The 25507-nt window shown below is 45.7% G+C and carries 21 protein-coding genes; 12 read left to right on the forward strand and 9 right to left on the reverse strand.

The genetic code is table 11. The features are described 5' to 3' along the window. The coding region (locus QT994_RS21750) for an IS1634 family transposase (RefSeq protein WP_333178058.1) at nt 1-1176 on the reverse strand (1176 nt) is incomplete at its 3' end. A 30-nt stretch (nt 1177-1206) separates the two neighbouring features. On the opposite strand from QT994_RS21750, the gene QT994_RS21755 reads away from it, so the two are divergent. Continuing rightward, the gene (locus tag QT994_RS21755; RefSeq protein WP_333178060.1) at nt 1207-1359 is read left to right on the forward strand and encodes a hypothetical protein; all 153 of its coding nucleotides are present in this window, start codon (nt 1207-1209) and stop codon (nt 1357-1359) included. A gap of 311 nt (nt 1360-1670) precedes the next feature. On the opposite strand, the gene QT994_RS21760 is transcribed toward QT994_RS21755, so the two are convergent. From QT994_RS21760 to QT994_RS21775, 4 genes are all read right to left on the reverse strand, one after another. After that, nucleotides 1671-2237, reverse strand: coding sequence for an RNA-binding protein (locus QT994_RS21760; RefSeq protein WP_333050530.1), 567 nt, complete (start codon nt 2235-2237; stop codon nt 1671-1673). A gap of 1141 nt (nt 2238-3378) precedes the next feature. Continuing rightward, the gene (locus QT994_RS21765; protein WP_333178063.1) at nt 3379-5862 is read right to left on the reverse strand and encodes a zinc metalloprotease HtpX; all 2484 of its coding nucleotides are present in this window, start codon (nt 5860-5862) and stop codon (nt 3379-3381) included. A 388-nt stretch (nt 5863-6250) separates the two neighbouring features. After that, on the reverse strand, nt 6251-8152 hold the full coding sequence (locus QT994_RS21770; protein WP_333178065.1) for a glycosyltransferase family 39 protein: 1902 nt from the start codon (nt 8150-8152) through the stop codon (nt 6251-6253). A gap of 296 nt (nt 8153-8448) precedes the next feature. Next, nucleotides 8449-8721, reverse strand: coding sequence for a hypothetical protein (locus tag QT994_RS21775; RefSeq protein ID WP_333178067.1), 273 nt, complete (start codon nt 8719-8721; stop codon nt 8449-8451). Nucleotides 8722-8809: 88 nt separating this feature from the next. Here QT994_RS21775 and QT994_RS21780 point away from each other — a divergent pair, with 88 nt between their 5' ends. From QT994_RS21780 to QT994_RS21790, 3 genes are all read left to right on the forward strand, one after another. Continuing rightward, entirely contained in the window at nt 8810-8965 is a 156-nt protein-coding gene (locus tag QT994_RS21780; RefSeq protein WP_333073783.1) for a hypothetical protein, read from the forward strand. Between the two features lie 147 nt (nt 8966-9112). Then, complete coding sequence (locus QT994_RS21785) at nt 9113-9376, forward strand: prevent-host-death protein (protein ID WP_333178070.1); 264 nt, start codon at nt 9113-9115, stop codon at nt 9374-9376. Then, nucleotides 9373-9699, forward strand: coding sequence for a type II toxin-antitoxin system RelE/ParE family toxin (locus tag QT994_RS21790; protein ID WP_333178073.1), 327 nt, complete (start codon nt 9373-9375; stop codon nt 9697-9699). Before QT994_RS21785 ends, QT994_RS21790 begins: the two co-directional genes overlap by 4 nt. 88 nt (nt 9700-9787) lie before the next feature. On the opposite strand, the gene prfC is transcribed toward QT994_RS21790, so the two are convergent. Then, the gene (prfC, locus tag QT994_RS21795) at nt 9788-11416 is read right to left on the reverse strand and encodes a peptide chain release factor 3 (protein WP_333050296.1); all 1629 of its coding nucleotides are present in this window, start codon (nt 11414-11416) and stop codon (nt 9788-9790) included. A gap of 102 nt (nt 11417-11518) precedes the next feature. Here prfC and QT994_RS21800 point away from each other — a divergent pair, with 102 nt between their 5' ends. After that, nucleotides 11519-11863 carry a DUF4870 domain-containing protein gene (locus QT994_RS21800; protein ID WP_333050297.1) on the forward strand — a complete coding sequence of 115 codons (345 nt, stop codon included), beginning with the start codon at nt 11519-11521 and terminating at the stop codon, nt 11861-11863. A 961-nt stretch (nt 11864-12824) separates the two neighbouring features. On the opposite strand, the gene QT994_RS21805 is transcribed toward QT994_RS21800, so the two are convergent. Both QT994_RS21805 and QT994_RS21810 read right to left on the reverse strand, forming a co-directional pair. Then, nucleotides 12825-13280, reverse strand: a complete 456-nt coding sequence (locus tag QT994_RS21805; protein ID WP_333178076.1) for a DUF2127 domain-containing protein — start codon at nt 13278-13280, stop codon at nt 12825-12827. Nucleotides 13281-13415: 135 nt separating this feature from the next. Then, a complete protein-coding gene (locus QT994_RS21810; RefSeq protein ID WP_333178078.1) occupies nt 13416-16343 on the reverse strand; it encodes a CBS domain-containing protein in 2928 nt (975 codons plus the stop codon). A gap of 316 nt (nt 16344-16659) precedes the next feature. Between QT994_RS21810 and psbZ the strand changes: the two genes are divergently transcribed. The 5 genes from psbZ to QT994_RS21835 all read left to right on the forward strand — a co-directional run bounded on the left by psbZ (nt 16660) and on the right by QT994_RS21835 (nt 21892). After that, on the forward strand, nt 16660-16851 hold the full coding sequence (psbZ, locus tag QT994_RS21815; protein ID WP_190735314.1) for a photosystem II reaction center protein PsbZ: 192 nt from the start codon (nt 16660-16662) through the stop codon (nt 16849-16851). 219 nt (nt 16852-17070) lie between these two features. Then, nucleotides 17071-17664, forward strand: coding sequence for a 6,7-dimethyl-8-ribityllumazine synthase (ribH, locus tag QT994_RS21820; RefSeq protein ID WP_333178080.1), 594 nt, complete (start codon nt 17071-17073; stop codon nt 17662-17664). 211 nt (nt 17665-17875) lie between these two features. Beyond that, entirely contained in the window at nt 17876-19186 is a 1311-nt protein-coding gene (rimO, locus tag QT994_RS21825; RefSeq protein WP_333178081.1) for a 30S ribosomal protein S12 methylthiotransferase RimO, read from the forward strand. A gap of 774 nt (nt 19187-19960) precedes the next feature. Then, the gene (locus tag QT994_RS21830; protein ID WP_333178084.1) at nt 19961-21427 is read left to right on the forward strand and encodes a DEAD/DEAH box helicase; all 1467 of its coding nucleotides are present in this window, start codon (nt 19961-19963) and stop codon (nt 21425-21427) included. Between the two features lie 204 nt (nt 21428-21631). Further along, nucleotides 21632-21892, forward strand: a complete 261-nt coding sequence (locus QT994_RS21835) for a hypothetical protein (RefSeq protein ID WP_333178087.1) — start codon at nt 21632-21634, stop codon at nt 21890-21892. A gap of 135 nt (nt 21893-22027) precedes the next feature. On the opposite strand, the gene QT994_RS21840 is transcribed toward QT994_RS21835, so the two are convergent. Further along, complete coding sequence (locus QT994_RS21840) at nt 22028-22573, reverse strand: hypothetical protein (RefSeq protein ID WP_333178090.1); 546 nt, start codon at nt 22571-22573, stop codon at nt 22028-22030. A gap of 411 nt (nt 22574-22984) precedes the next feature. Here QT994_RS21840 and QT994_RS21845 point away from each other — a divergent pair, with 411 nt between their 5' ends. Together QT994_RS21845 and QT994_RS21850 are read left to right on the forward strand one after the other, a co-directional pair. Further along, entirely contained in the window at nt 22985-24187 is a 1203-nt protein-coding gene (locus tag QT994_RS21845) for a Coenzyme F420 hydrogenase/dehydrogenase, beta subunit C-terminal domain (protein WP_333178092.1), read from the forward strand. 98 nt (nt 24188-24285) lie between these two features. Beyond that, on the forward strand, nt 24286-25320 hold the full coding sequence (locus QT994_RS21850; RefSeq protein ID WP_333178094.1) for a M28 family peptidase: 1035 nt from the start codon (nt 24286-24288) through the stop codon (nt 25318-25320). Nucleotides 25321-25507 lie beyond the last annotated feature (187 nt).

Here is a 25507-nt window from a genome sequence, read left to right on the forward strand (position 1 = left end):
GATGTTAGCTTGCAGTTTATACCCTGGCTTGTCTGTTTTTTTCACACTGGTGAAGCTGGTGGCATGAATGTGAGTTAGTTTGTGGTACTTAAATTTACTAGAGAGTTGTATTGCTGCCTCGATCGCATCCGGTTCACACGCAAATTTTTGCAATGATAATTGCCTGAGCTTTTGTCGAGCTTCTTGCTCTAATTTTTGTATTTCTTTCTCAATTCGACGCAAATCCGCTTGACGGCGCACAGAGCTTTCTACTACTAACCATCTTTGTGGAATTCCCGCGTAATCGCTGTATTGTTGCGACCATCGATATCCTGGTATTTTACTCTCCACAAATTCTGCTTCAGTTAGCTGACTTATCAGGTTTTTGGCTTGTTTTATTCCTAATGGTACTCGGCTCAACCATTTTAAGTTTTTGATAATTTCTAAGTTTTTGGCTGTATATAAAGCGCTATCTGCGACAAATAGTGAGTCGAGGTTCAGTTGCTGTTTGAATGAGGATAAAATTTGTCCGAATACTGCTGAATCTGTTTGATTACCATCGGCTGCTTTGAAAAATAATGGTACGTCTCCATCTCCACTACAAATTAAATCTATAATGAATTGCTTTAAGTCGGGTCGGTGGTCGCGAGAGTATCCGTAAGTAATATGTATTGGTAATGGTGCTTCCTGATGATTCATGCTTGAAACCTGGTTAATGCTCGAATTTATTGGCAGAGCAAATAATGAGCCTGCGTCGCGATCGGCATAATGTTTGTATTCTCCATGCAGGTGGAATGAACTTGAATCGAGATGTACTGTATTTAAGCATACATCAAATTTAATTGCTGCTTCGAGCGCAATTGCTGTAAAAGTTTGACTCAATCCGGTGACATACAGCTTGTCTAATACTCTACCTAAACGGTCGTCATTTAAGTGTTCTGGTTGAATACCTTTACCGATTAAGTGTTCGGTTGGTTTGCCTTCAAAAAATTTTGAGAATAAATATAACGGTGCGGATACTAAACCTAATCCGTTGAGAATCATGGCTTTGACAGCGTGACCGGGACTTACTATTTCGCCTGGTTGACAACCTACTAGCTGATTGATTTTTTCTACTATTTGTATCCGATCTATTATCCCAGCAACTAAACCCAGGTGGTCTAGGTTTTGGACTGTTATTTCAGGATTTTTTTTCATCGAATTGAGACGGCCCATTGGGGGGAGAGTATGTCTTTTGTACTGGCGAGTGCTGCGCCAGTTATATTCTACTTTTTCCCCGAGCGTTGGACTTTCGATCGCACGCCGGAAAGAGAACGGTCGGCAGTCAGCAAATTACTACTGGTATTTGATGGGGCTGGTATTTCGACTGACATTGTTTAAGCATTTGTACTTAAGCTTTTTGGTCGCCCTGAACACGACTCGCGAACCGCAGCCCACCCGCACCCCATGTGACAGTCGGGGTGCGGAATGTGGGGTCGATCGACCAAAATCAAACTTGTTGGTAGTCAGGACTTGAGTTTTCATTTCTTGCCCGATCGCGGTTATTTTACCGCACTGCTAGATATTAGAGGTTTTTTACCATAAAAGAGTGCGATCGAGAACAGGGTTTTTTGACCCATTCTCGATCGCACTTCCAGATACATTCAGTCAACCACAGTCGAGAGGCAGCAGCAATTAGCCGCCATTTTCGACTAATTAGTAGTCTGAGCTTCCACCAATCTTTGCTTGAGTTCTTCCAGAGCACTCGCCCAGCGCGGATCTGGCTGCACCGAGCCGGAATCAGCGCTCGACACCGTTGTTGCTGACTGATTGCGGCGAGACTTGTTGTTGTCACCCCGACGGCGATTGCTTTTGCTGGAACCGCCTCCACCTTGGGTAGGAGGAGCCGACGAGCGCTGCTGTTGCTGCGGCGCCGGCACAGGCATGGGCACCGACGCCGACGCCGACACCAACTGCGGTGACTGCGGCGACTGCTGTTGATCGTCTTCGCCCTTTTCAGATTTACCCTTAGAGCGGGGCAATGCCTTCTCTATTTTCAGCGGGTTTTCTTTGAACATCAAGCCGTTGTATTTCTCAATAACTTGGTCGGCTTGTTCGTCGGTTAGCACCGTCACAAAACCGAATCCTCTGCATTTTCCAGTTTTGCGATCGGTAATTACCTTTGTGGTAACAGATTCGCCCTCCGGTGCAAAAACTTCTTGCAATTCTAGGCGATCGAGTTCTTTGGGTAGGTTGCCAACATAAAGACGAATAGACATGAAAAATTCCTCCAGACTTGGATTTTAATTAATTTGCTCGAACAGAATTACCTGAAGTCAACTGAATATTGACTTCAGACAAACACCACATAACCCGAGAATTGGCGCATTCCTCCCACCAACCTTGACAGCTCCCCCCACCTTTTAGAACAAAAAGATGATTGACTCTGATAAGGCCGGAACTTAACCGCCTATGCAGAGAGCTTTTAAATCTCAGGTTGTTGTGTAAACTTTTAGTCATCACTCAAATGTTTAGGCTATTGGCTATTCTGTATTACTTGCTTCCGGTTTTGATTCAGAATGTTTATAGCCAGCGCCGTGTAGAAATTTATGTCCAAGGATGTGTCAATTGCAAGCGATCGGAATGCCAGTATTCAGTTTAATACAGTGATGGATAAAATGGCTAACATTTTTTCAGCCAGTAATCTTACCTCGCTCCTAATGCTGAGAACTACTCACTTACCCGCTATCCCTTAAATCGGGCCCGGCAGAGTCCGAGCATTCTTTAAAGGTATCACAGCCTGGGTAACAGAGCTAGTTATTTAGGAAGATTTCAGTCTGAATTTAACGGAAACTACATCTGAATCACTTTTGAGAATTCATCGCGCACAGCAAAAATAGCGATCGAAAAAAAACAGCCGACAAGCGGCTGGCTGTACTTGCTGTGTTGGGATGTTGACAATTTTTACGCAATGCCTTAAGGGATTTTAGCCAACTGAAGTTATCGCGCTGTTTGGTTCAATCCAATTTATGTAAACTAATGTAACAGAATGCTGGCAAAAAAGCAACTTTTCTTTACGAAAAAAGAGGCAAGAAGGAAGAAGAGTGCAGGCATTAGTGTCAACTTAAGGCTAAAACCCTTGATAAATCTCGTTTTTACCTGAGTCTAGATCCCCCTAAATCCCCCTTAACAAGGGGGACTTTGAGGATATTTCTTGTCACCCCCTTATTAAGGGGGCTAGGGGGGATCGCACCATAATCGTCAAACAGCAGACAGGTAGTAGGTTTGACGTTACGTTGACACCAATGAATAGTAGGCTGCGCCACCAGCACCGAGAACATCGCCAATCCGCTGTTTAACTCAAAACCGATCGAGGATGCGCGTTGTTGGCGATTCACGCCACAATCGGACAACTATTCCTCACCTTGGGCCCTGGATAATGATGTATGCGCCCCAAAAAGCAGCAGCAAAGGCCAAAACCGCAGACCAAATCGGATGTCCGCTATCACTCACCCTCCCTCCTTGACTGCGGAGACTTTCAAGGTCGATCGCCACAGTAGCACCCCGGCGCAGCCAACCAGTCGCCACAACAGATGTTCCGATCAAATCGCTAGGGCGAGTAGTCTCTTTGAACAAAAATGGCCACAAAGAGCCAATGTAGCCAAACCTCGAAACATAGTGCAACCTCACCAAACCCGTCGCCGTTTGCAAAATCAAATCTTGTCCCAGCCAATTACTCATACCCGATCGACCCAAAAGTTGCCCTTCCAGCCGCACGGGTTCAGCATCCAGCGGCAAACTCTCGGGATTTGACAAAATTTCCGGCAAACTCGGCGAAGTGGTTTCTCGCGGTATAATATCCGGGAAGAAATAATTGATCCGCATCAAAGTACCGATAGAAAACCCGATCGGCAAACAGCCCCAAAGAATAGATCGATCGCCCCAAAGCCAATCCAACTGCCAAATACTCGTCCTCGAAAAAATCCCCCCAATCAGCCAAAGCACCCCGACTATCGCCAAACTCATCGGAATACCAAAAAACGGCGCACCCTGTAAAAATAGTTTTGAGTCTTTAAATTCGAGTATTGACTTAAACAGAGACAATTTTCCTTTCCTGGGTTGTTCTGGCACTCCCGCGTTTGCCAAATCTAACTCTGTCTCCAGTTGCCAGAATTGAGCATAAAGAGCCAACAACTTCAAACGCTCTCCCAGCAAAGGATGCGCGCGGTTAACCGTCAACCAGTTGCGCTCCCGATTGCTAACATCCCACAGCAAAATCTGTTCCAGCGGCGCGTGTAATGCAGCAGAACCAAGGCTTACAGCCTGTCCAACACCTACGGGTAACAATAGATCGAAACTTTCTAGGAAAAAGCTAGTTTGTTTTTGCTGTTCGATATTATCAGCAATGCCGATCGCAATTTTAGACAAGGCCCGTGTCAAACCGTTAGGATTACCTGTAATTTCTGCAGCAGTGCGATCGCTAAAATACACTCTGCGGCGCGACAGCCACAACATCGGCCAGCGCAACAACTTATAAATCCCGTAACTCGTAGCAGAAATTGCAGCGGCCACAAATTTGACAGCCGATCGAAAAAACTCGATCGTCATTAAATCACACAACCGCTCTTGCCAGTGCGCCACCTGCCAATAAATCAAGTAAGGAATCTGAATCACCAGCAGCGCCAGCGACATCGGCGCAAAATCCCAGTGAGAGATATGGCCCAACTCCCGCGCGAAAATAGTGGCAATTTCATCATCCGTCAATTGTTCCAACAGCCCGCGACTCACAGCAATCCGAGCAAAACGGGGCAAACAGCCGTAACTGAAAGCTACAGGAACATTCAGCGGCAAGAGTTTCAGCACTGGCACCGGCATATTTTGCTTGGTACAATAACTTCGCATTACCCGACTAGCTTCTTTGCTGTGCTTCGATAAAACCGACCCGCGCAGGGTTTCGATGCCGCAAAACAGTTTCAGCAGCGCGTCTATCAGCCAGGGAGACGAGGCCAAAAGCAATCCAAAAACCATCTGAATAAACGGAGTTGGATCGCGGTAAAAAAGCTGAATCGGCGCGAAAATAGGCAGTCTAGTGAATATGTAAAGCTGAACCAACAGAGAATTAGTGTTTGTCAGCAAGAATTGCAGGATAAACCGGGCTAGGAAAAATAGGGCGATCGCACTTGCAACGGCTTGCAGCCGAAACTCCAGCAACTTCAGAGGTTTGAGCGGGCGCGGGCTTTTCGCGCGCCCTGCTTCGCGCCAAGTGAGTTGGTAAGTATCTGGGCTGGCGACTCCGGGAATATCTGTTGGGGAACCGGAACTATTTTCGCCGCTAATTTCTGTATCGGGTGCGGTTTCTGTCGAGTTTTCCGGTTCGGAAGTCTGACCTGTGGGGGGTGGAGGTGGCGGGGAAATCGGTTGCGATTTGGCGTTTCCAGGCTCTACAGCAGGCTCTAAAGGTAAAAATCCTGTTTTTTTATCTGCGGTCGGTCGATCGCTCCCAATCGATTTTTTCGGCGGTTTGGTTCCGGCATCAAAGGCGACAAAGCCTGTTTCGGGGGGAGTTTCTGCGGATTTTGGTTTATTTTCCGGTGGTTTTGGGGGGCGAGGGGGGGTTAATTCTGTTAAAGCGCGATCGGCCCAAGTTTTGACTTGAGAGTTGGGACTTTTGGCGAGGGAAGAGCACAGGGCGATCGCCTTTTTCACATTACCGGTTGCTTTGTACGCAGCCACCAACCCCATCTGCGCGCGGATTCCCGACGGCTGATTAGCTGCGGTTTGGGTAACGGATTCTAAAAGGGCGATCGCGGTGGGGTAATCCTGCTGTTTCAAAGCTGCTAGCCCAGCCTCTAGAGACTGTTTTGCAGATGAACCCGATTGATTTGGATTAGGTGGAGATACCATGACAGTGCCGGCGATCGCGTCCTTTCTAAGATAACCTAGACCTGAAAATATATCTGTCCTAGATGCAGAAACCGGGTTTTTTAGGGAAATACTGCATTTGACGCTTTAACTAAAGTGAAAAACCCGGTTTCTTTGGTATTTATGCGTAAGTCATATATATATTAGAGTCCCAACTGCTTTAACAAGTCGGTGCTCTCGGCGTTCTATTTTTTTAAGTTATTCTACTTAAATACCGGGTTCAATTCCTGCCTATCGCAATTGTTGCTCAACCAACCTTTCGGCTCTTAATTGAGCTTGTTCATCTCTTGCGCGTTCCTGTTCTCAGACGATTAACGGAGAAATAAAGTTTTTCCATAACACTTAAGACAGCCGCAATGATATTAGCTTATTATCGCCTAACAAATACCTGAATTTTCTGCCCTGAAGCCCCTGATTGCCACCCTCTCATATAGATATTCCCTGCGGTAGAAATCTCCTCGCTTTGAGCAGAACCCACAGAAATAATAGCACAAGGAATAAAATTATTGTAAGGATAATATCTGTCTTTGACGCTTGATATATTCTTTACATTAATGTGTTCAATGCGGCTCACTTGGTGAGATTCATTCAAAATAATCCACCAAGGATACTCCATACTTGATAAAGAGAGTCCAATATTTTTACATTCCGTTTGGCTCACAAATTTAGCGGCATTTATATAATTATTTTTATCATTCCTAACAGTTCTCAAGTATAGATCTATTCTGTTAGTGTTGAATATATTTTGCTCTCCTAATATCGGTCTAAACTCGTTTAATAAAACATATACTAATGATGTCTGTATAAGAATTATCATAATAACATTTCCTAGGTTTTTATGATAATTTTTTGATAAAATTATACCAATAAATGGGGAACTCAGCACAAAAATAGGTAAGTGCAGACGACTGTGCCACATTTGCCATTTTATCAGCAAGCAAAATAACAAAAACGAGCACAATATAGTTGTTAAATAGCTGACCAGATATTTATTGTTTCTCAAATTGCGACTGCTTAGACACACCACCGCAGCAAGCAATAATAGCCCGAAGTGAATTTGGTTGCCCGCTGTGTCTTCAAAAGTTGGAACGAGGGCTTGCAAATTAAAATTTGGACCAAATGTATTGCGCGGATCGTTAATGTCCACGCCGAGTATTTCGTGGAGTTTATGTAGTGCTTTTTCCAGCCCATCGGTACTAATAAAATCCAATGGTATAACCATGTGCAAGCTGGCATTTTTCAGAATATTTGAAATGAAAATAGGAATTCCATAGGCCTCAGAACTCAATTTCTCTTGATCTGTAGAAGTCGGCGCGCCAAATAATTCTATATTCCGGAGATAATGACCGGAGTTAATCAGCGCAATGACCGCAGCGATCGCAAAAATATGCTTAAAGACTTGTCTGCGATCGCGCTGAAAATCCATCAATACAAACCAGAGAAAAAATGGCAGTCCATATATATATCCTGTGCCTTTACTAAAAATAGCAAGTCCCAAACTGGCACTCATTTTCAATATATGATTCCAAGTTATTTTTTCGTTTATTGTCGATACAACGTAGTAAACAAAACAAACTAACCAGAAAGCAACTACATAAGTATCTTTAGCATTAGATGCGTGGAGAATTCCCACAGGAATAGTTGCACACAAGACCACAGAAAAAACTTGGCTCCGTAAGTCACCTCCCAGTTGTTTAGCAATCAGCGATACTCCAATTAGACTACCAACCATACTGAACCATTGCACAAGATTTGCGAAGCGATCGCCTCCGCTTAAAATGTGCAAGTGCATCACAGCAAATCCCGACCAAGGAGCACTGTATAACTGTGGCGTGTAGCTTGTCGGATAGTGTTCAACACTGCGGTTTTGTATCCAGTGAACTACGCGCGGCAGATGATAATCCAAAGAGTCCCAGTTGTTTGACGGTGCTACTACAGCAATTAAACCTACTGTCAAAGTTATGAAAGCTACACCAGTTAAAAGCAGAGTCAAGAAAGGATGTATTTTTATATTCTGAAAATTGACATATTCTTTTTTTAGTCTTACTTTTCTAACTACAATAAATCCTAATATCAAATCCAGCCACAACCAAAAAGCAAATATTCCACTAAAGTTAAGGAACCTTATTGAACTCAAAAATTCCGTAATTCCAGCGACTAAAACCCCCCATACTATTGCCGATTCCAAGATGGCAACCCGCCAGCACCTATGGCAGTTATAAAAAATTATAAATATCAAAAGCCCGCAAAGAACTGGAACAATAATAAACATATCAAAACTGTTAACTTGTTGATTTATAAAGGTTTTTAGTTGAGGGCTGGGCGCTCCGTCAGCACCCAGCCCGTTTCTTGATGCGATAGAGGTATTTACCTCATCCTAGCTCTTGGCGATCAGCAATAAACAAGATTGATTGTCGATCGAGGCGTCAAAAGAATCAGATCGAACGATCGCCTGCTACGAAATTCCAGGCATTTGAAAGCCTTCTTCACCCCCTTGACAGGGCTAGCATGGCGCATCGTAAATTATATACCCCATGCGTAAGCCCTAAAAAAACTTAACCTTGCAGCTTACCGCCCAGATTGTCTTGGGGATGTACCGTCAGCCGATCGCTTCCGACGGATTAGCACGCTCATCACCTGCTTCGGATTGGCTGCACGCTGTACGGGACTCCAATCGCCCACTTCTGCAAATCTCAGCCGGTACAAAGTGAGTATGGTTTCCCGGACACCTTTGGGCGAACCGACAACCGTTAACAGCACCACTTCCTGTTCGCATACTGCTGCTGAGTCGTCATTTGGGCGATCGGATCTGTTGTCGTCAGGCACGAATTCCTGTGACATAATATGTTCTCCTGGTTTTGGGTTTTCTAGAAAAACCCAAAAACCCAGCCGCCCCGCATTTCAACACATAGCAGGGCGGCTACAGAGGATGTTAAGATACTCCGTTAGCCTCCAGACTGCTATACCCAGTTTGGCGGTTAGCTGTCCATTGCTGTTGGTAGCAGCTTTGGGCAGTGCAACTAGATTTTTGGGCGACGCGGGCTGCCTCCTCTACAAGCAAGCAACCTCTCACTTCAAAGCGTAGCCGCATAGGGGGCCAGCCGTCAACCGATTTTAGATTTTAGATTTTGGATCTTAGATTTTGGATTTACTCGTTACCAGCGTCAGCGGCTGCAAACCAGTTAGTTGGGCCGAAATGCTAAATTAAAAGTAATGTTGCTTTAGTACAACCATGTCCAAACGACTCACCATTGCCCAAGCACAGCAGCAGCTTCCAAACCTACCCCAAGAACTTATCAATGAGCCTATCATCATCACTCAAGATGGCGTTCCCGTTATGGCTGCAATGAGCTACACGCATTTGACTGAACTGTTAGAAACCTTAGATATTCTCAACGATACAGAATACGTTGCCAAATTGCGTTCAAGCATCAGCCAAGCACGCCAAGGAGAAACAATTTCCTGGGAAAATGCCAAAGCAAAATTGGGACTATGAATCACGAAGAAAATGCGATCGAATATGAGATCCAGCTTACGCCACTGGCACTGGAAATGTTGGAGGCAGTCAAAGAGCGACGAGAACAGGAAAAATTGCGCGATCGCATTGATCAACTAAAATTTGAACCACAAAAGCAAGGCAAAGCCCTTGTAGATAACCTATCAGGATTTCGCAGCATCCGAGCTGTTGGACAGCGCTATCGTATAGTTTATCAAGTCGAACAAGATCGAGTTCTAGTTGTTGTCGTGGGACTAGGGAGACGTAAAGATGGTGACAAAAAAGACATTTACACCATCTTAGAAAAACTGTTAGAGCCGTGATTGTAACTTCTTATATCCGGCGTATTTAAGCCGAATAAATATCATTTGTATGGACACAACAGTGTTGTGTCCTTTGCCTGCGGTAATCTCACTCCTCGCTAACAGCCAAACCCGAAACCACAGGGGCGATCGCATTTAACTTCAACACAGGATGCTCCCCTTCCACCTGTCGGCAATTCCACTCATTTCTAAACAGCAAAACCGGCCTTCCCCAAGTATCTTTCACCGTCACGGTATTAAACAGCCGCCCAACTTTTTCCAGCGCATCCCAACCGCCGTCAACCCAACGAGCTACACTATAAGGCAACATATCGATCGTCGTTTCCACATTATATTCTGACTGCATTCTGAACTGCACAACTTCAAATTGCAACTGTCCCACAGCCGCCAAAATTGGCTCGCGTTTCGACTCATCAACCGAGTACATAATTTGCACTGCGCCTTCTTCCTGCAACTCCGAAACGCCTTTGCGGAACTGCTTAAACTTAGAAGGATTGGGATTTCTCAAAAAAGCAAAAAGTTCGGGTGAAAAACAGGGTATGCCTTCATATTCCAGTTTTTGGCCGGTGTAAATAGTATCGCCGATCGCAAATACCCCCGGATTGTTCAAACCGATCACATCGCCCGGATAAGCAACCTCGATCGACTCCCGATCCTGAGCAAATAACTTTTGAGGCCTTGACAAACGCACCGTTTTACCGCTGCGAGCGTGAGTCACGTTCATGTCCTTTTCAAACTTGCCCGTACAAACCCGAATAAACGCCACCCGATCGCGGTGTCTCGGGTCCATATTCGCTTGCAATTTAAACACAAACCCGGTAAAATCTTCATAAGTTGGCGGCAAATCTCCGGCGCTGCTCTTGCGGGCGATCGGCTTCATCGCGTAATCTAAAAACGCATCTAAAAACAGTTCGACCCCAAAATTGCTCATCGCGCTGCCAAAGAAAACAGGAGTCATTTTGCCAGCCCGAACCAAGTCTAAATCGAGTTCAGTTCCCAACTCATCAAGCAGTTCTAACTCTTCTTTGAGCTGATAGTAAAGGTCTTGTTCCAACAAATCTTCAATGCGCGGATCGCCCAATTCAATGACGGTATCAACAGCAGCGCGAGAACCGTGTTTAGCCCGCTCGAATAAGTGAATTTTGCGCGCCCTGCGATCGAAAACACCTTTAAAGCGATCGCCCGTACCGATCGGCCAATTTACCGGATAAGTCTGCAACCCCAATTCCTTCTCAATTTCGTCCAACAAATCCAAAGGTTCTCTGCTAGGGCGATCGAGCTTATTAAAGAAAGTAAAAATAGGCAAACTTCGCAGCTTACAAACTTCAAATAACTTCCGAGTTTGCGGTTCCAAACCCTTAGCAGCATCCTCAAGCATCACCGCATTGTCAGCCGCCGCCAGAGTTCGATAAGTATCTTCGCTAAAATCTTGGTGTCCCGGAGTATCGAGCAGATTAATGTGATATTTTTTATACTCAAACTGCAAAACAGTAGAAGTAATAGAAATTCCCCGCTGCTGTTCCATCGCCATCCAGTCAGAGGTAGCGTGTCGCTGAGCCCGCCGCGCTTTCACAGAACCTGCTTCGTGAATTGCACCTCCGTACAGCAGCAGCTTTTCTGTCAAAGTAGTTTTTCCCGCGTCAGGGTGCGAGATAATAGCAAAGTTGCGCCGGCGCTCAACAGCAGTTAGCAGTTCAGTTTCGAGTTCAGTTGTCATCACAAATTAGGTAGGGGAATCATCACCCGATCGCCATTATAGCCTGTGCTACAGTTGCTATTAAAGGTAAAATTATCAATAAAGTCAAGGAAGAAAAGTAATATGTACGACTCGGACAAGCGAAAGCTGCTATCACTGGTGTGCCACGGGGCGATTTTTTTCAGCACGTTACTGTTCTCGATCGGAGCGCCGATCGCTGTATTGTTAGTATCAGATGACCCCGTTGTCAAAGAAAATGCCACAGAAGCGATCAATTTTCACCTTAATGTATGGGTGTACAGCGCCGTAATTGTGGCGTTAACTGTCGTCACTTTCGGTCTTGCTGGGTTTATCCTAGTGCCCCTCGGTTATCTGCTGCACTGGGGACTGACAATAATGGCTATCCTCCACATTTTGCAAAATCCTAACCAACCTTACCGCTACCCTTTTATTTTCCGAATAGTTTAGACAGAAAATCGCGCTTCACTATCGATTTCAAAAACCCGATTTCTTCTTGAAGAAACCGGGTTTTTAAGTGTTTTATAACTCACATTCGTTAGCCCCAACTAGCAAATACACTCCTTAAGTGACAAAGAGGGTTGATTGTCGGAGACAAGACTTTGTAAAAAAAACTTAAAAGTTTGTGTAACTAAGCATCATCAGTTGGGATTCCAGAAAATTGACCTAATATTATGAGTGAAATATTATTGCTCCCTAAGACTTCACAAATTAGAGCAAAATCAACTATTAATTTTAGATATTAAGCTAATCCGTCTTTAAATTGCATGGTCAAATAAACTTTCGCTATTGTGCTGTTGGTAGGAAAGCCCGCCTTCAACACACAATTTAAATGCACAACAGCTTATCTTTGGCATTGAAAATGGTGCAACATCTCTGTTTAAATGAATGTGGATAGCTCGGTCAGTGATGCCGAACCCTTATCTGCCTAAAGTCGCAATGGTGTCTTCGCCCTGTTGCAGGGCTGTTGCTGATGCTAAGTTCATCTTCAGTTGATGCCGTTTCCCAAACTATGCTAACGCCTTTGGGTTATTTCGCAGAGTTAGGGCGGATGTTCGATCACTCCAAACCCTTGTTTTTGCTTTAGCTGTGCTATTTTTGCATCGGGCGATCGTTTTATTGAAATTTTCCACCAATTCTATCTCTACCAGGTGTCTTAAAACTTAATACAATATTTTTCCAATAAAAATCCCGCTCTTGTGGAACGGGAAAGCCATCAGGGTGCATCTATATATATGTCACTATAACTCACAAGGGGTATAACCCCTCGCCGCTTTATCGAATCTTTACAATCAGAAAACTTTTGTAAAGATTGAGGTTTTTATTTGACTGATCAGCCGTTTTATGAAATGAAAATGGAAAATGCTGACATTGATAAAATCAAGTGAGTTTCCTATGAATAATCAAAACTTTAAGCTCCTTTACCATGCTTCGGCCAATGGTAGAGCAAATACCATAAAATGGCTACATTTGTGATAAATACCGCTAACTTAAGTACCGTGATCCCGTGAACTAATTCATATATTTCAGGGGGTATACTAATGCTTACCAGCACTAAAACTAAGATTGTCGCCCAGTTTTTTTCGTACCACAAACCAACGGCTTCAACAGCCGTTAGAATTGCATAAATTGCTGCTGCAATTCCGCTAAACAGTAAGTTTTTAGGGTTGAGAATTAGAAGCTTTTCTAAGATAAATTCAATGATGTTTAGTTTTCTTTCTAACAAATAAGATTGCGAAAAATCTTCTAAAATTTGATGATTTTTCAATGCAAAAATCAAAGCAATCGAAGTTACTGTCAAGAGGGAAGCCACAAATGTTTTGTAAAGGACAATTGCGATTAAAGCAGGAGCGTGATGTTTCTTCACCTTAATTCTCGAAATATCAATAATGTAGGATCGCCTGGTTAGCCTGTTTAGGATTGAAAACTTCAATTTTAGTAGAGCGCGTCACCAATTAGCTAATCTATTATATAATAAATAACGCGCTGGTGACGCACCTTACTAAGTTTGAGGATAACGTTGTGCTAAGAAAGAGATAGCAGCAGCCCGATCGCCAAAATCGCCATCCAACTTCGCCGCCAACAAATCATCCAACATTCGTTTAAACCCAGGCCCCGGCTTATAACCCAAAGCCTTCAAATCGTTGCCATTTAAAGGGGGCTCAACATTCGCCCACCTGGTGAGATATTCCCAGATTTGGCGGCGTGCACTTCGCGGACTTTGTAGGGCGATCGCAATTAACACCGGCAATTCATAATTCCTCAACAGCAACACCAATTGACTCGGCAACTCGCATTTAGGCAAATTCTCTGCTAACTGGTTCTTTCCGGCTTCCAAAACTTCCAGCCGTTTAATGCTGTCAGCAGGTAACTGAAGATTTGCAGCCACCTTGCCGCGATATTCCGGTGCTAAATAAGCTATCAAAACTTCCAGCCGCATCTGCCAATCGGGAATATTGATAATGGGAAATGGGGAATGGGGAATGGGGAATGGGGAATGGGGAATGGGAGATAGGGAATTGTCTCTTCCTTCTTCCTTCTTCCTTCTTCCTTCTTCCTTCTTCCTGACATCCGTTACATCCGTTACAGAATCCGTTGCCGAACTTCCTTCTTCCTTCTTCCTTCTTCCTTCTTCCTTCTTCCTTCCTTGCAAACACCGATCGAGCAAACGCAGTTGCCGCCACAACTCCCGATCCAACTCCAAACTAGGATGAATGCAGCGCAAAGCCTGCAAATCTCCCAGCATTTGCAAAGCAACTTTCCAGTAAGGAGCTTGCAAAATGTATTTCAATTCGCTTTTGAGCCGAGTTTCCAAAGCCGGAGCTCGGCCGTTTTCCCCCTGAATTCGGTAATAAATCCCGCTAGCCAAAGCGTTGCGGATGTATCCTTCCGTCTGCGGCTCAATTTCAAATCCCAACCGCACCGCAAACCGCACAGCGCGATAAATTCGCGTCGGATCTTCGATAAAACTGTTGGCGTGCAAAACTCGAATTTGCTTCGATTCCAAATCCAGCAAACCGCAGAAGAAATCTAACAATTCGCCACTGCGAGGAGCACCCAACCGCACAGCCAGCGCATTAATTGTAAAATCCCTGCGGTACAAATCTTGGCGAATTGAACTCGCTTCAACTTCAGGATTTGCAGCCGGATAAGGATAAAATTCAGTGCGAGCCGTAGCGATATCCACCCACAGCGAGCCGAAAGCAGAGTCTTTGTGCCACAAAAGCGCGGCGGTTTGAAATTGACCGTGAACGTCCAAACGCGAGTCGGGGTAAAGTTTTTGCAGCGAGGAAGCTAACTCGACACCAGCACCGGAATCGTCGGAACCGCACTTTCCATCCACCACCAAATCGATATCTGTTAGCGCCAGTGTATTATCCGTGGCTAAGAGTAAATCCCGGACTGCTCCACCCACAATATAAAGTTGCCAGCCGCGGTTTTGGGCAATATTGGCCGCGATCGACAATAATTGCCACAATTCGGCACTTATACGCGATCGCAACAACTGCTCAACCGATTCGGGCATGACACAATAAGACAATTCTGCATTGCTTCCCCTGTCTCGCGCTTTTTGCTGGTGCAATTCCCGCAACACATCAGTCCGGGTAACAATTCCCACCAGTTGACCGTTTTCCAATACTGGCAAGCGCCCGATATCGTATGTCACCATTAAAGATTCAATTTCCGGCAGCAAGGTATCTGGGGCGATCGTTTTTAACTGCGGACTCATGTAACCCTTGACGGGGGCGTGGCTGAAACCGTGGTGCAGCGCAATGTCTATGTCGCGGCGCGAGATAATGCCAGCCAGTCGATCGCCCGCATCGACCACAGAAAGCCCCGAATGTCCGTAACGTAGGAGGATACGGTGAGCTTCCCCCACCGAAGTTTCCGGGCGAATACTCCGCACTGGAGACGACATTAACTCGCGCGCTGTCGGAGGGTGGGGAATTTGAGATTTGAGTTCGTCAGCTAACTGATTTAAAGTCAGCAGGGGGTCAACATCGCGGGTGGCGAGGGAAGCAGCGCGGGCGTGGCCTCCGCCGCCGAAGGGTTTGAACAATTCGCTGAGGTTTGTGCCTTCAATGCGCGATCGACCGATAATAGTTAATCGATTGGAAACTGGCGATTCGGGAGCGATGTTGCGGTTGTTTTCGTTTTCGCCAAATTTATAAACATTACCTAACAGCAGAGCATCGGTTTCAGTTAAATCGAGCAAGCGAGAAGCCAGCGAAGAAAGTCCCGGAACGTAAGCTTCAGTAGATAGCAGCACCCAGGCTACGCTGTAACCGTGCAAAGTTTCTGATCGCAAATTATTCAGCGCTTCTCTCAGTAAATCTTGCAATTGAGGAGACAAACCGGGTTCTACATATTCAGCGATTACCCCCAAACTCGCTCCTTGTTCCATCAACCAGGCCAAAGCTATGGCATCTCGCGCAGTTGCGCCCTCAAAGGTGAGGGAACCTGTATCGACGTGGATGCCGAGGGCCATTACTGTTGCTTCCGAAGGCAGCAGGCGGAATGGTGTGTCGCTGTTTTCTGCTTGATTTTTCAGCTTTTCGACAATTAATGTCGTGCTGGCTCCGACTGCTTCGATTTGGGTAAAAGTAGCGGGGATGTCTAAATCGGCCTGTAGGTGATGGTCGAAAATCGCTATTTCGTTGAGGTGTGGCAAATCCAGCCACTCGGCGGCTTTTCCCAAGCGATCGCGCTGGGAGGCATCAACTATAGTAATCGATCGAATTTGTTGCGGATTGACCGATCGACGTTCAATGAGCGGGTACTCGTCGCGGTGTAGCGCCAAAAAATCCCGCACTGTCGGGTGACACCCGCCCGTCAATACGATCCTGCTACCGGGGCGCAGCACGCAAAGTCCCACCGCCGCCCCCAAGGCGTCAAAATCTGCTGTTGTGTGGCACAAAACTAAGTCCATAGCCGAAAATCCCGCATCTCTAACTCAAACAGTAGCAATTTCTCGCCCTCTGAAACCGGATGTGTCGATCGGGCTTTAACTTAACCTTTCCAGTTTTCTGTCATGTAGCGAACAATGATAAAATTGATCGAAATCTCAAGAGCCGCTGACGCCTGTTCGCGCAACGCCCGAATTTGCACGGGTTCTTTCGTATCAATCAACCGACAATCTCTCGATAGACTATCGGGAAACTGTCAAAAACTAGAATTTGGAAGATTTTTTTCGGTTCTGGGAAACTATTTCTGATCAACGCACGGTTATATCGAAAGGAGAAAAGATGTTATCAATTCTGTTTCAAGTGGTTTTACTGGGTCTGGTACTGCTGTCTTTTGTGATGGTCGTTGGCGTGCCAGTTGCTTATGCCTCTCCCCAAAACTGGAATCAGTCTAAATCCCTGATTTATGTCGGGTCGGGTCTCTGGTTTCTGCTGGTTATTGCAGTGGGTGTATTGAACTTTTTAGTCGTTTAATTTCACCCAAGTCTATCTAATAAAGAAGGTAAAAGATAGAAGGATGAAGGCATTCACCAGCGATTGAAAGGCATTCGGCAGAAGCTAGGAATTTTCCAGACCGCGCGACTCTGTAGTTTTTGCACTTGAGATTCAGATGAGATGCTGCTGCTTTCTGACTTTTGCCTTCTCACAAACAAAAATCTAAAATCTAAAACCTAAAATCTAAACTAGAGCACTATGACTGTTTTCGAGGGAACTTTTACTCACACCGAATCTTTGCGATTTGCTATTGTTATCGGTCGTTTCAACGATTTGGTGGTTAACAAACTTTTGGAGGGATGTCAAGATTGTTTGAAACGCCACGGGGTTGATATTAATCCTCATGGCTCTCAGGTGGACTTTTTTTGGGTTCCGGGAAGTTTTGAGATTCCTTTGGTGGCGCGCCAAGCTGCTCTTTCTCACCGCTACGATGCGGTAATTTGTCTGGGTGCGGTAATTCGGGGCCAAACTCCTCATTTCGATTTTGTGGCTGGTGAGGTTGCTAAGGGAATTGCTGCTGCTGCTTTTCAAACAGGGGTGCCGGTGATTTTTGGGGTGGTGACGACTGACACGATGCAGCAAGCTTTGGAAAGGGCTGGAATTAAAAGCAATTTGGGCTGGAATTATGCGATGAGTGCTTTGGAAATGGGCACTTTGATGCGCCAAGTTAAGGGTTTGGGAACACAGTCTTACGATCGTCGATTAACTACTGGGTCTGCTGCTCAAGTGCTTTCGGGTGAAGCAAATCTGGCGATCGCCCCTGATGTATCGTCGGATCAAATCCCCTCGTAAGTTCGGCTAGCAGTATTTTTTAAGCTAAAAAGCATCAAGATTTGCATCTAGAAAAATCTTAAGACTCTTGTGGGGTGGTGATTATGCCCGCCCCCAAGGTAAAAATGACACTCTGGGCAGATCGACCAATTAGACCAATATCTTGCCAATTGGCAGTGAGTGTGATATCATAAAATGTTCTTAGAAATAGCGCAACACTAACTATTACTGCATGGCAACGAAGCCAACGATCGCATTTACTCACCTCGGCTGCGAAAAAAATCGCATCGATACCGAACACATGATTGGCTTGCTGGCTCAAGCGGGCTATCAAGTCGATTCTAATGAAGAATTAGCCGATTATGTTGTAGTCAATACTTGTAGTTTTATCCAAGCTGCGCGAGAAGAGTCGGTCCGCACCTTGGTAGAATTGGCAGAAGCTAATAAAAAAGTAGTCATCACCGGCTGCATGGCACAGCATTTTCAGCAGGAATTGCTGGACGAATTGCCGGAAGCAGTAGCAATTGTCGGCACGGGCGACTATCATAAAATCGTCAATGTTATGCAGCAGGTGGAAAAGGGCGATCGAGTTTCCCTCGTCTCTTCAGAACCTACTTACATCGCTGACGAAACTACTCCCCGCTACCGCACGACATCGGAAGGTGTCGCTTATCTGCGAATAGCAGAAGGCTGCGACTATCGCTGTGCATTTTGCATTATCCCGCACTTGCGCGGAAATCAAAGATCGCGGACGATCGAGTCTATTGTCGCCGAAGCTAAGCAATTAGCCTCCGAAGGGGTAAAAGAAATTATTTTAATTTCTCAAATTACCACCAACTACGGCAAAGATATTTATGGCGAACCGAAACTAGCCGAACTACTTCGCGCTTTGGGTGAAGTAGATGTACCTTGGATTCGGATGCACTACGCCTATCCTACAGGTTTGACTCCGCAAGTTGTCGCAGCAATCGGCGAAACACCCAACGTTTTGCCGTATTTGGATTTACCTCTGCAACACTCGCACCCGGAAATTCTGCGGGCGATGAATCGACCTTTTCAAGCTGGGATTAATGATGCTATAGTCGATCGGCTTAAAGCAGCACTTCCCGGCGCCGTGATGCGGACAACTTTTATTGTCGGCTTCCCCGGTGAAACCGACGAACACGCAGCACACTTGCTGGAATTTGTCAAGCGCCACGAATTCGATCACGTAGGAGTTTTTGTATTTTCGCCAGAAGAAGGAACCCCAGCCTTCAGCTTGCCCCAGCAAATACCTGCAGAAATAATGGAAATGCGGCGCAATTCGGTAATGGCGGCACAACAACCTATATCATTGAAGAAGAATCAAGAGTCTGTCGGTCAGGTAGTTGATGTCCTGATAGAACAAGAACAACCAGAGACAGGCGAGTTGATTGGTAGATCCGCTCGGTTTTCCCCAGAAGTAGATGGACTCGTCTATGTCACAGGAGAAGCGCGGCTGGGTTCAATCGTATCTGTGAAAATTACTGGTGCAGATGTCTACGACCTCTACGGTCAAGTGTAAGTGTTGCTGGAACTGTCGCCTGAGACGGTGCGGCGAACAAAAACCGGACACCAGCCAAAAATGATTAGCGGATTGTGCAACAAAAGTAACGGTTAGTACACAATTGTGCAAAGATATGTAGCAAAGGGGTTCTAAACTTTTTTAACCCCTATCTGGCAATCGACGCTCCCCGTCGGGGTGCGGTAATCTCTACAGAACATCGGAAAATTTTAACGAATTTAATGTTTTGTTTCTGAATGTAAAGAGTTATGATGATAACAAGCCAGAAATAAGCGGGGATAATTTGAGATTGCTTCGCCGTCCGCCCTACACCACAACGGTATCCCGAAAGAGTGTTGAGATGGATAGGCGGTAACGGTCGCCCCATCCCCTGCTCAATCCCGCAGGCGACGGATTGCGGGATAGCGCCTGAACCAAACAACCTGTTACTACTATGTAGTGAAGTGGGGCTGGTCATGATCCTCACTATAAAATGCCCTAGAGGGAAAGCTTGCAAGTACCTCAAAGGAAGTCCAATGTCCTGTTTTAAGAATGTTGGAAGCCTATAACCCGACCCCTGGCGGTTGGTATCGGTGATGTCACAAAATCAAAGACGGCTGTCGAATTGGTAAATTTAGTCACCATCGACGGAGCTGCCCTATACTCGATTGCTATTTAAGAAGGTGCGCGCAGGCGCAGCACCATAAAGAACTCTTATGAGTTCCTGCCCTAGAGCAGAAATCCGCATCCGAGTTGGGCAACTTAGAAGGCTAAGACTCGTTATTAGGAGCATTAATGAATTTATTGTTTGAAGGCTTAGGTCTTTCGGAAGAACTCGTTCTCCATCTGGAAACACTAGGCTTTACAGAACCTACTCCCATCCAAGTACAAGCAATTCCGCACCTGTTAGCAGGTCGCGACGTTGTAGGTCAAGCCCAAACAGGGACAGGCAAAACGGCAGCATTCTCGTTGCCCATCTTGGAGCGGATTGATTTAGATGTGACTGCGGTGCAAGCACTGGTGCTGACGCCGACTCGCGAATTGGCGATGCAAGTAACTGAAGCCATCCGTGATTTGAGCGGCATCAGCAGCGACGGCCCGGTAAAAGTGGGTCGCTCTCTGCAAGTTCTGACAGTGTACGGCGGTCAATCGATCGATCGCCAAATGCAGCGTTTGAAACGCGGCGTTCACATCGTTGTTGGTACACCCGGACGCATATTGGATATGCTGAGCCGCGGCAGCCTGAAACTAGACAAGGTAAAATGGCTAGTTTTGGATGAAGCTGACGAAATGCTGAGCATGGGCTTTATTCAAGATGTGGAAAAAATCTTGGATGCTGCACCAAAAGAACGTCAAACGGCATTTTTCTCGGCGACGATGGAAGCTTCCATTCGGAAATTGGTAGCGCGGCATTTGCGTAACCCAGTCAACGTCACCGTAGAACAGCCAAAAGCAACGCCGAAGCGCATCAGCCAAGGCGTGTACATGATTCCCCGCGGCTGGTCGAAGGCAAGAGCCCTACAGCCAATTTTAGAAATGGAAGACCCCGAATCTGCACTGATTTTTGTGCGGACGCGGCAGTCGGCGGCAGAACTCACCAGCCAACTGCAAGCTGCAGGTCACAGCGTTGACGAGTATCACGGTAATTTGAATCAGGCACAACGGGAACGTTTGTTGCATCGCTTCCGCCAATGTCAGGTGCGCTGGGTAGTGGCGACTGATATTGCGGCGCGGGGTTTGGACGTGGATCACTTGACTCACGTGATTAACTACGATTTGCCCGACAGTGTGGAAAGTTACGTTCACCGGATCGGACGCACGGGCCGGGCTGGTCGCGAAGGAACGGCGATTACGCTGATTCAACCGGTCGATCGCCGCAAACTGCGCTTGATTGAACGCCACGTGCGATCGAGCTTGACGGTGCGAAACATTCCGACACGGGCGCAAATTGAAGCTCGTCAGTTGGAAAAGATGCAGGGTAAAGTTCGTGAAGCTTTGGCTGGCGAACGCATGGCATCTTTCTTGCCTCTGGTGTCTCAGTTATCCGAGGAGTACGACTCCCACGCGATCGCCGCTGCTGCTTTGCAAATGGCTTTCGATCAAAGCCGTCCTGCTTGGATGGGCGCGGATTACGCTCAACAAGAAGATCCCCCGATTGGTGGAGAAAACAGCGTCAAGCCAATCTTGATCAAAAAGCGGGCTAAGACTGGTGAGGCGACTTTTTCTGGAGCACCGACTGCTCCTGTTCCCCAGAACCGCTAATTGGTAGGGTGCACAATGTGCACCTTATTTAGAATTACTGTAGAGATGCGATCGATCGCGTCTCTACTTTTTTTATGGGTGTGAGACTAAATCTGAATTCGGCGGTTGAAACTGCTATTACACAAACGAAGATTACTCGGCGGTTGAAACCGCTACTACACAAACAAAGTCTGCCTCCGCAGACTAAGAAGTGGGTAACTAAAGATGGAATTTAGAAATCGGACAATTTCTGTAACAAATTCTACGCTGAGTACGTTAATTGATGAATTGGGTACTGAATGTCAAAATGTGATTACTTTAATCCATCAGCTTCAGTTATCTGATTTGAGCGATCGACAAAAAGCTGAAATTCTAGCAGACTTCCTGAGTGCTGCAATTCATCTGAACGTTCACTGCGGAGAGGATTTTCAGACACTAATTGCTGAGGAAATGGCAATATTGTCGGATGATGATGAAGAGGATTAAGGAGACGCGGGCGATCGCACATGAGGAAAAAGCCCTCCAGTCAACTCACAGAAAGGCTAAAAATCCTCATAAATAAGGAATAAAGTCCTTATTACAAACTTGTGAACCCGGACTTTTGCACTGTGGTTTAATATTTCAGTTGAGCTGCGTGCTCACAATAATTTTTTGCACGCGATCGCCCTTAATTTCCACAATCAAATTAGAAGCCTTTTGGTCATTGCTGTAAGTCAACCGAGTCACTCCACCCTGCACAGATTGCGACCCGTAACCGTAAGTTTTAACGACTTTTTGGCTGTTATCTCCTAGCTTCACACCATCAATTGTCAGAAACTTGGGATTGGTAGTAGAAATTAAATAAACTTTTCCCTCCCATGCTGCTACGGTCAATCTTGGGTAGGTTAGCGTACGAATCTTGCCAGCGAGCCCAGATCCAGCAGATTTAGTTTCCTCGCGCTGCGGTTTTCCCAACTTACGTTTTGCCTCTTCTACAGACATCCCCAACCGCACGCCGCCAATCCCCAGGCGCGAATAGTTCAGCGCCGCCGGCTTTTGTGTCGCGCTGAGCATTCTTTCTAGAGTCGCAACAGTTTGATTCATAGCGGGAACAGGGCGAATTAAAGCAGCAAATCCAAAGCTCGAAATTGCGAGATTCATCATGATGCCAGCGAGGGCTGTTGTCACAAATATTTTTACCATTTTTTTATAGCTTTATTTGGCTATGTATTCCCGTGATCGCCCGCTAGATCCGGATTGATACTAATAGGACTTACACAAACACTCCTAGACGCACGGCGATGCTCTGAAACCGAGTTTTTTTACCAAAACTACACAAAGAAACCCGGTTGTTACCATAACTCTTAGGTTTAACAGTGAGGTATTTAGCAAGAAACCGGGTTTTTAGCGCAACCTAGGTAAGCCCTGACTAATATTTTTTAAGCTTTGAAAACCGCCAATTTCGGGCGAACCGAATTTGCTCCCGCACAAGCTTGCGTCCGCCTGGGAGGACTGAAAGAAAGAATAAAGCAGGTAAATCAACGGAAATTGCTGTGATATCCTAACTAAAGCCATATCTGCATAAAATAAGTAATTTAGATGACCGCAACAGATTCTACTAAGCACCAAAAATCCAAGGCCCTCAAACCCGGTAGCCGCCGCCCCGCTAAAGAACTTTGCAGCGAGTGCGGTTTGTGCGATACATATTACATTCATTATGTCAAGGAATCTTGTGCTTTCTTAACACAGCATATCGCGGAATTAGAAGAAGAGATTCACGGGCGATCGCGCAATCTCGACAATCCCGACGATTGGTATTTCGGAGTCAGTCAAAACATGATGGCGGCTCGGAAAAAAGAGCCAATTGAGGGTGCTCAGTGGACGGGGATCGTCAGCACAATTGCGATTGAAATGCTCGAAAAAGGAATTGTAGAAGGCGTTGTTTGCGTCCAAAATACCGAAGCAGACCGCTTTCAACCGATGCCGATTATTGCTAGAAATCGTGAAGAGATTCTCGCAGCCAAAGTCAACAAACCCACTCTCTCTCCCAATCTTTCCGTATTAGAACAAATCGAAGAATCTGGGATGAAGCGGCTGTTAGTAATTGGCGTCGGCTGTCAAATTCAAGCTTTGCGAACAGTCGAGAAAAAACTCGGTTTAGAAAAGCTCTACGTTTTGGGAACTCCGTGCGTAGATAATGTCAGCCGTGCAGGCTTGCAGAAATTCCTAGACACAACTAGCCGCTCTCCTGAAACGGTGGTTTCTTACGAGTTTATGCAAGACTTTAACGTTCACTTCAAACACGAAGATGGTTCGGAAGAAAAAGTGCCGTTTTTCGGGCTGAATACTAAGGAATTGAAAGATGTTTTTGCTCCTTCTTGTTTGAGCTGTTTTGATTATGTCAATTCTTTAGCTGATTTAGTTGTGGGCTACATGGGCGCACCCTTTGGCTGGCAGTGGATTGTAGTGCGAAATGACACCGGCCAAGAGATGTTAGATTTGGTAACGGATCAGTTAAATACTCAGCCCGTAATGTCTCAGGGAAACAGAAAAGAAGCGGTTCAGCAAAGCATTCCGGCTTATGAAAAAGGAGTGACTTTGCCGATGTGGGCGGCGAAGTTAATGGGAGTTTTTATTGAGAGAATTGGGCCGAAGGGTTTGGAATATGCTCGGTTTTCCATTGATTCTCATTTCACTAGGAATTATCTGTACGTGAAGCGGAATTACCCGGAGAAATTAGAGGCTCATGTGCCGGAATATGCTAAGCGGATTGTGGGGCAGTATAAGTTACCAGATGTGTAAACTTGTAGGGTGCGTCAGTCAAAAGGTGTTGGATTATTGAAAAAATAACGCTAACTGACGCACCCTACTACTCAAGCATAGCCAAATATAGAAAACAAATGCACCTGGGAAAAATCGAATTATGGAATCGCGGAACGTTAACTAGACTGGCTATCCTTAGTACGATCTTAATTACTCTAATTAGTGGGATATGGTTGAGTATGATTGCAATGCCAGGGAAAAGCTACAGCGGGAAAGTTCCCCCTTTAACAGCACAGGAAATCTCGCTCAGAGATGCTTTACAGCGCGATGTGGAAAAGCTCTCGGGTGAAATCGGAGAGCGCAACTTTATACAATATCAAAAACTTGGAGAAGCTGCTGACTTTCTCGAAGCATCATTTCAAACTGCTGGCTATAAAGTTGAACGACAAGAATATAAAATTGAGGATAAATTTTATTATAACATAGAAGTGGAGATTCCAGGGGGAAAAAAGGCAGATGAAATAGTTGTAATTGGGGCACATTATGATTCTGTGGTGGGGAGTCCAGGGGCAAATGATAACGCAACTGGGGCGGCAGGAGTTCTGGCTTTAGCGAGAATGTTTGCAGGTAAAAAGCCTGAAAAAACTGTGCGTTTTGTTGAGTTTGTGAATGAGGAACCGCCTTTTTTCTGGACTGCTGATATGGGGAGTTTGGTTTATGCGAAAAGATGCAGGGAGCGTAATGAAAAAATTGTTTCGATGCTCAGTTTAGAAACAATTGGTTATTACTCAGATGCCCAAAACAGTCAGAAATATCCAGCACCATTAAACCTTTTTTATCCTACATCGGGAAATTTTATCGGATTTATTGGCAATACATCCTCAAGTAAACTGGTTAGAGAGGCGATCGCATCTTTCCGCCGCCATGCTGAATTTCCCTCGGAAGGTGCTGCAATTCCGGGTGGCATTCCTGGTGTGGGTTGGTCAGATCAATGGTCTTTTTGGCAACATGGTTATCCAGGGCTGATGGTGACAGATACTGCTCCCTATCGCTATCCTTACTATCACACGGCGCAAGATACACCTGATAAGGTTGATTGGGAACGGACGACGAAGGTAATAGCTGGATTGGAGAAAGTTGTGGCAGATTTGGTGGGAGTTGATATTAATTAGTTGTGTGGGGTGCCCAGCGGGGAAAGATTCTCGATCGGCATAGAATATCAGACAAAATGACGACCTAAAAATTAGTATAAGTTGCCTGAGTGAGGTGATTCAGAGAGTTTGTAAGAGATGTTTTGCAGGACCACGGTAAGGCAGTGTCTTTGTTTTATACAGTGGGGAAAATTAGAGGTACAAGATT

The organism is Microcoleus sp. S13_B4 (genome assembly GCF_036700885.1).
Taxonomy (GTDB): Bacteria; Cyanobacteriota; Cyanobacteriia; order Cyanobacteriales; family Microcoleaceae; genus Microcoleus.

Coding starts and splice junctions, on each gene's coding strand:
- QT994_RS21755 (WP_333178060.1), top strand. CDS start 1,207: ATGTCTTTTGTACTGGCGAGTGCTGCGCCAGTTATATTCTACTTTTTC.
- QT994_RS21760 (WP_333050530.1), bottom strand. CDS start 2,237: ATGTCTATTCGTCTTTATGTTGGCAACCTACCCAAAGAACTCGATCGC.
- QT994_RS21765 (WP_333178063.1), bottom strand. CDS start 5,862: ATGGTATCTCCACCTAATCCAAATCAATCGGGTTCATCTGCAAAACAG.
- QT994_RS21770 (WP_333178065.1), bottom strand. CDS start 8,152: ATGTTTATTATTGTTCCAGTTCTTTGCGGGCTTTTGATATTTATAATT.
- QT994_RS21775 (WP_333178067.1), bottom strand. CDS start 8,721: ATGTCACAGGAATTCGTGCCTGACGACAACAGATCCGATCGCCCAAAT.
- QT994_RS21780 (WP_333073783.1), top strand. CDS start 8,810: ATGTTAAGATACTCCGTTAGCCTCCAGACTGCTATACCCAGTTTGGCG.
- QT994_RS21785 (WP_333178070.1), top strand. CDS start 9,113: ATGTCCAAACGACTCACCATTGCCCAAGCACAGCAGCAGCTTCCAAAC.
- QT994_RS21790 (WP_333178073.1), top strand. CDS start 9,373: ATGAATCACGAAGAAAATGCGATCGAATATGAGATCCAGCTTACGCCA.
- prfC (WP_333050296.1), bottom strand. CDS start 11,416: ATGACAACTGAACTCGAAACTGAACTGCTAACTGCTGTTGAGCGCCGG.
- QT994_RS21800 (WP_333050297.1), top strand. CDS start 11,519: ATGTACGACTCGGACAAGCGAAAGCTGCTATCACTGGTGTGCCACGGG.
- QT994_RS21810 (WP_333178078.1), bottom strand. CDS start 16,343: ATGGACTTAGTTTTGTGCCACACAACAGCAGATTTTGACGCCTTGGGG.
- psbZ (WP_190735314.1), top strand. CDS start 16,660: ATGTTATCAATTCTGTTTCAAGTGGTTTTACTGGGTCTGGTACTGCTG.
- ribH (WP_333178080.1), top strand. CDS start 17,071: ATGACTGTTTTCGAGGGAACTTTTACTCACACCGAATCTTTGCGATTT.
- rimO (WP_333178081.1), top strand. CDS start 17,876: ATGGCAACGAAGCCAACGATCGCATTTACTCACCTCGGCTGCGAAAAA.
- QT994_RS21830 (WP_333178084.1), top strand. CDS start 19,961: ATGAATTTATTGTTTGAAGGCTTAGGTCTTTCGGAAGAACTCGTTCTC.
- QT994_RS21835 (WP_333178087.1), top strand. CDS start 21,632: ATGGAATTTAGAAATCGGACAATTTCTGTAACAAATTCTACGCTGAGT.
- QT994_RS21845 (WP_333178092.1), top strand. CDS start 22,985: ATGACCGCAACAGATTCTACTAAGCACCAAAAATCCAAGGCCCTCAAA.
- QT994_RS21850 (WP_333178094.1), top strand. CDS start 24,286: ATGCACCTGGGAAAAATCGAATTATGGAATCGCGGAACGTTAACTAGA.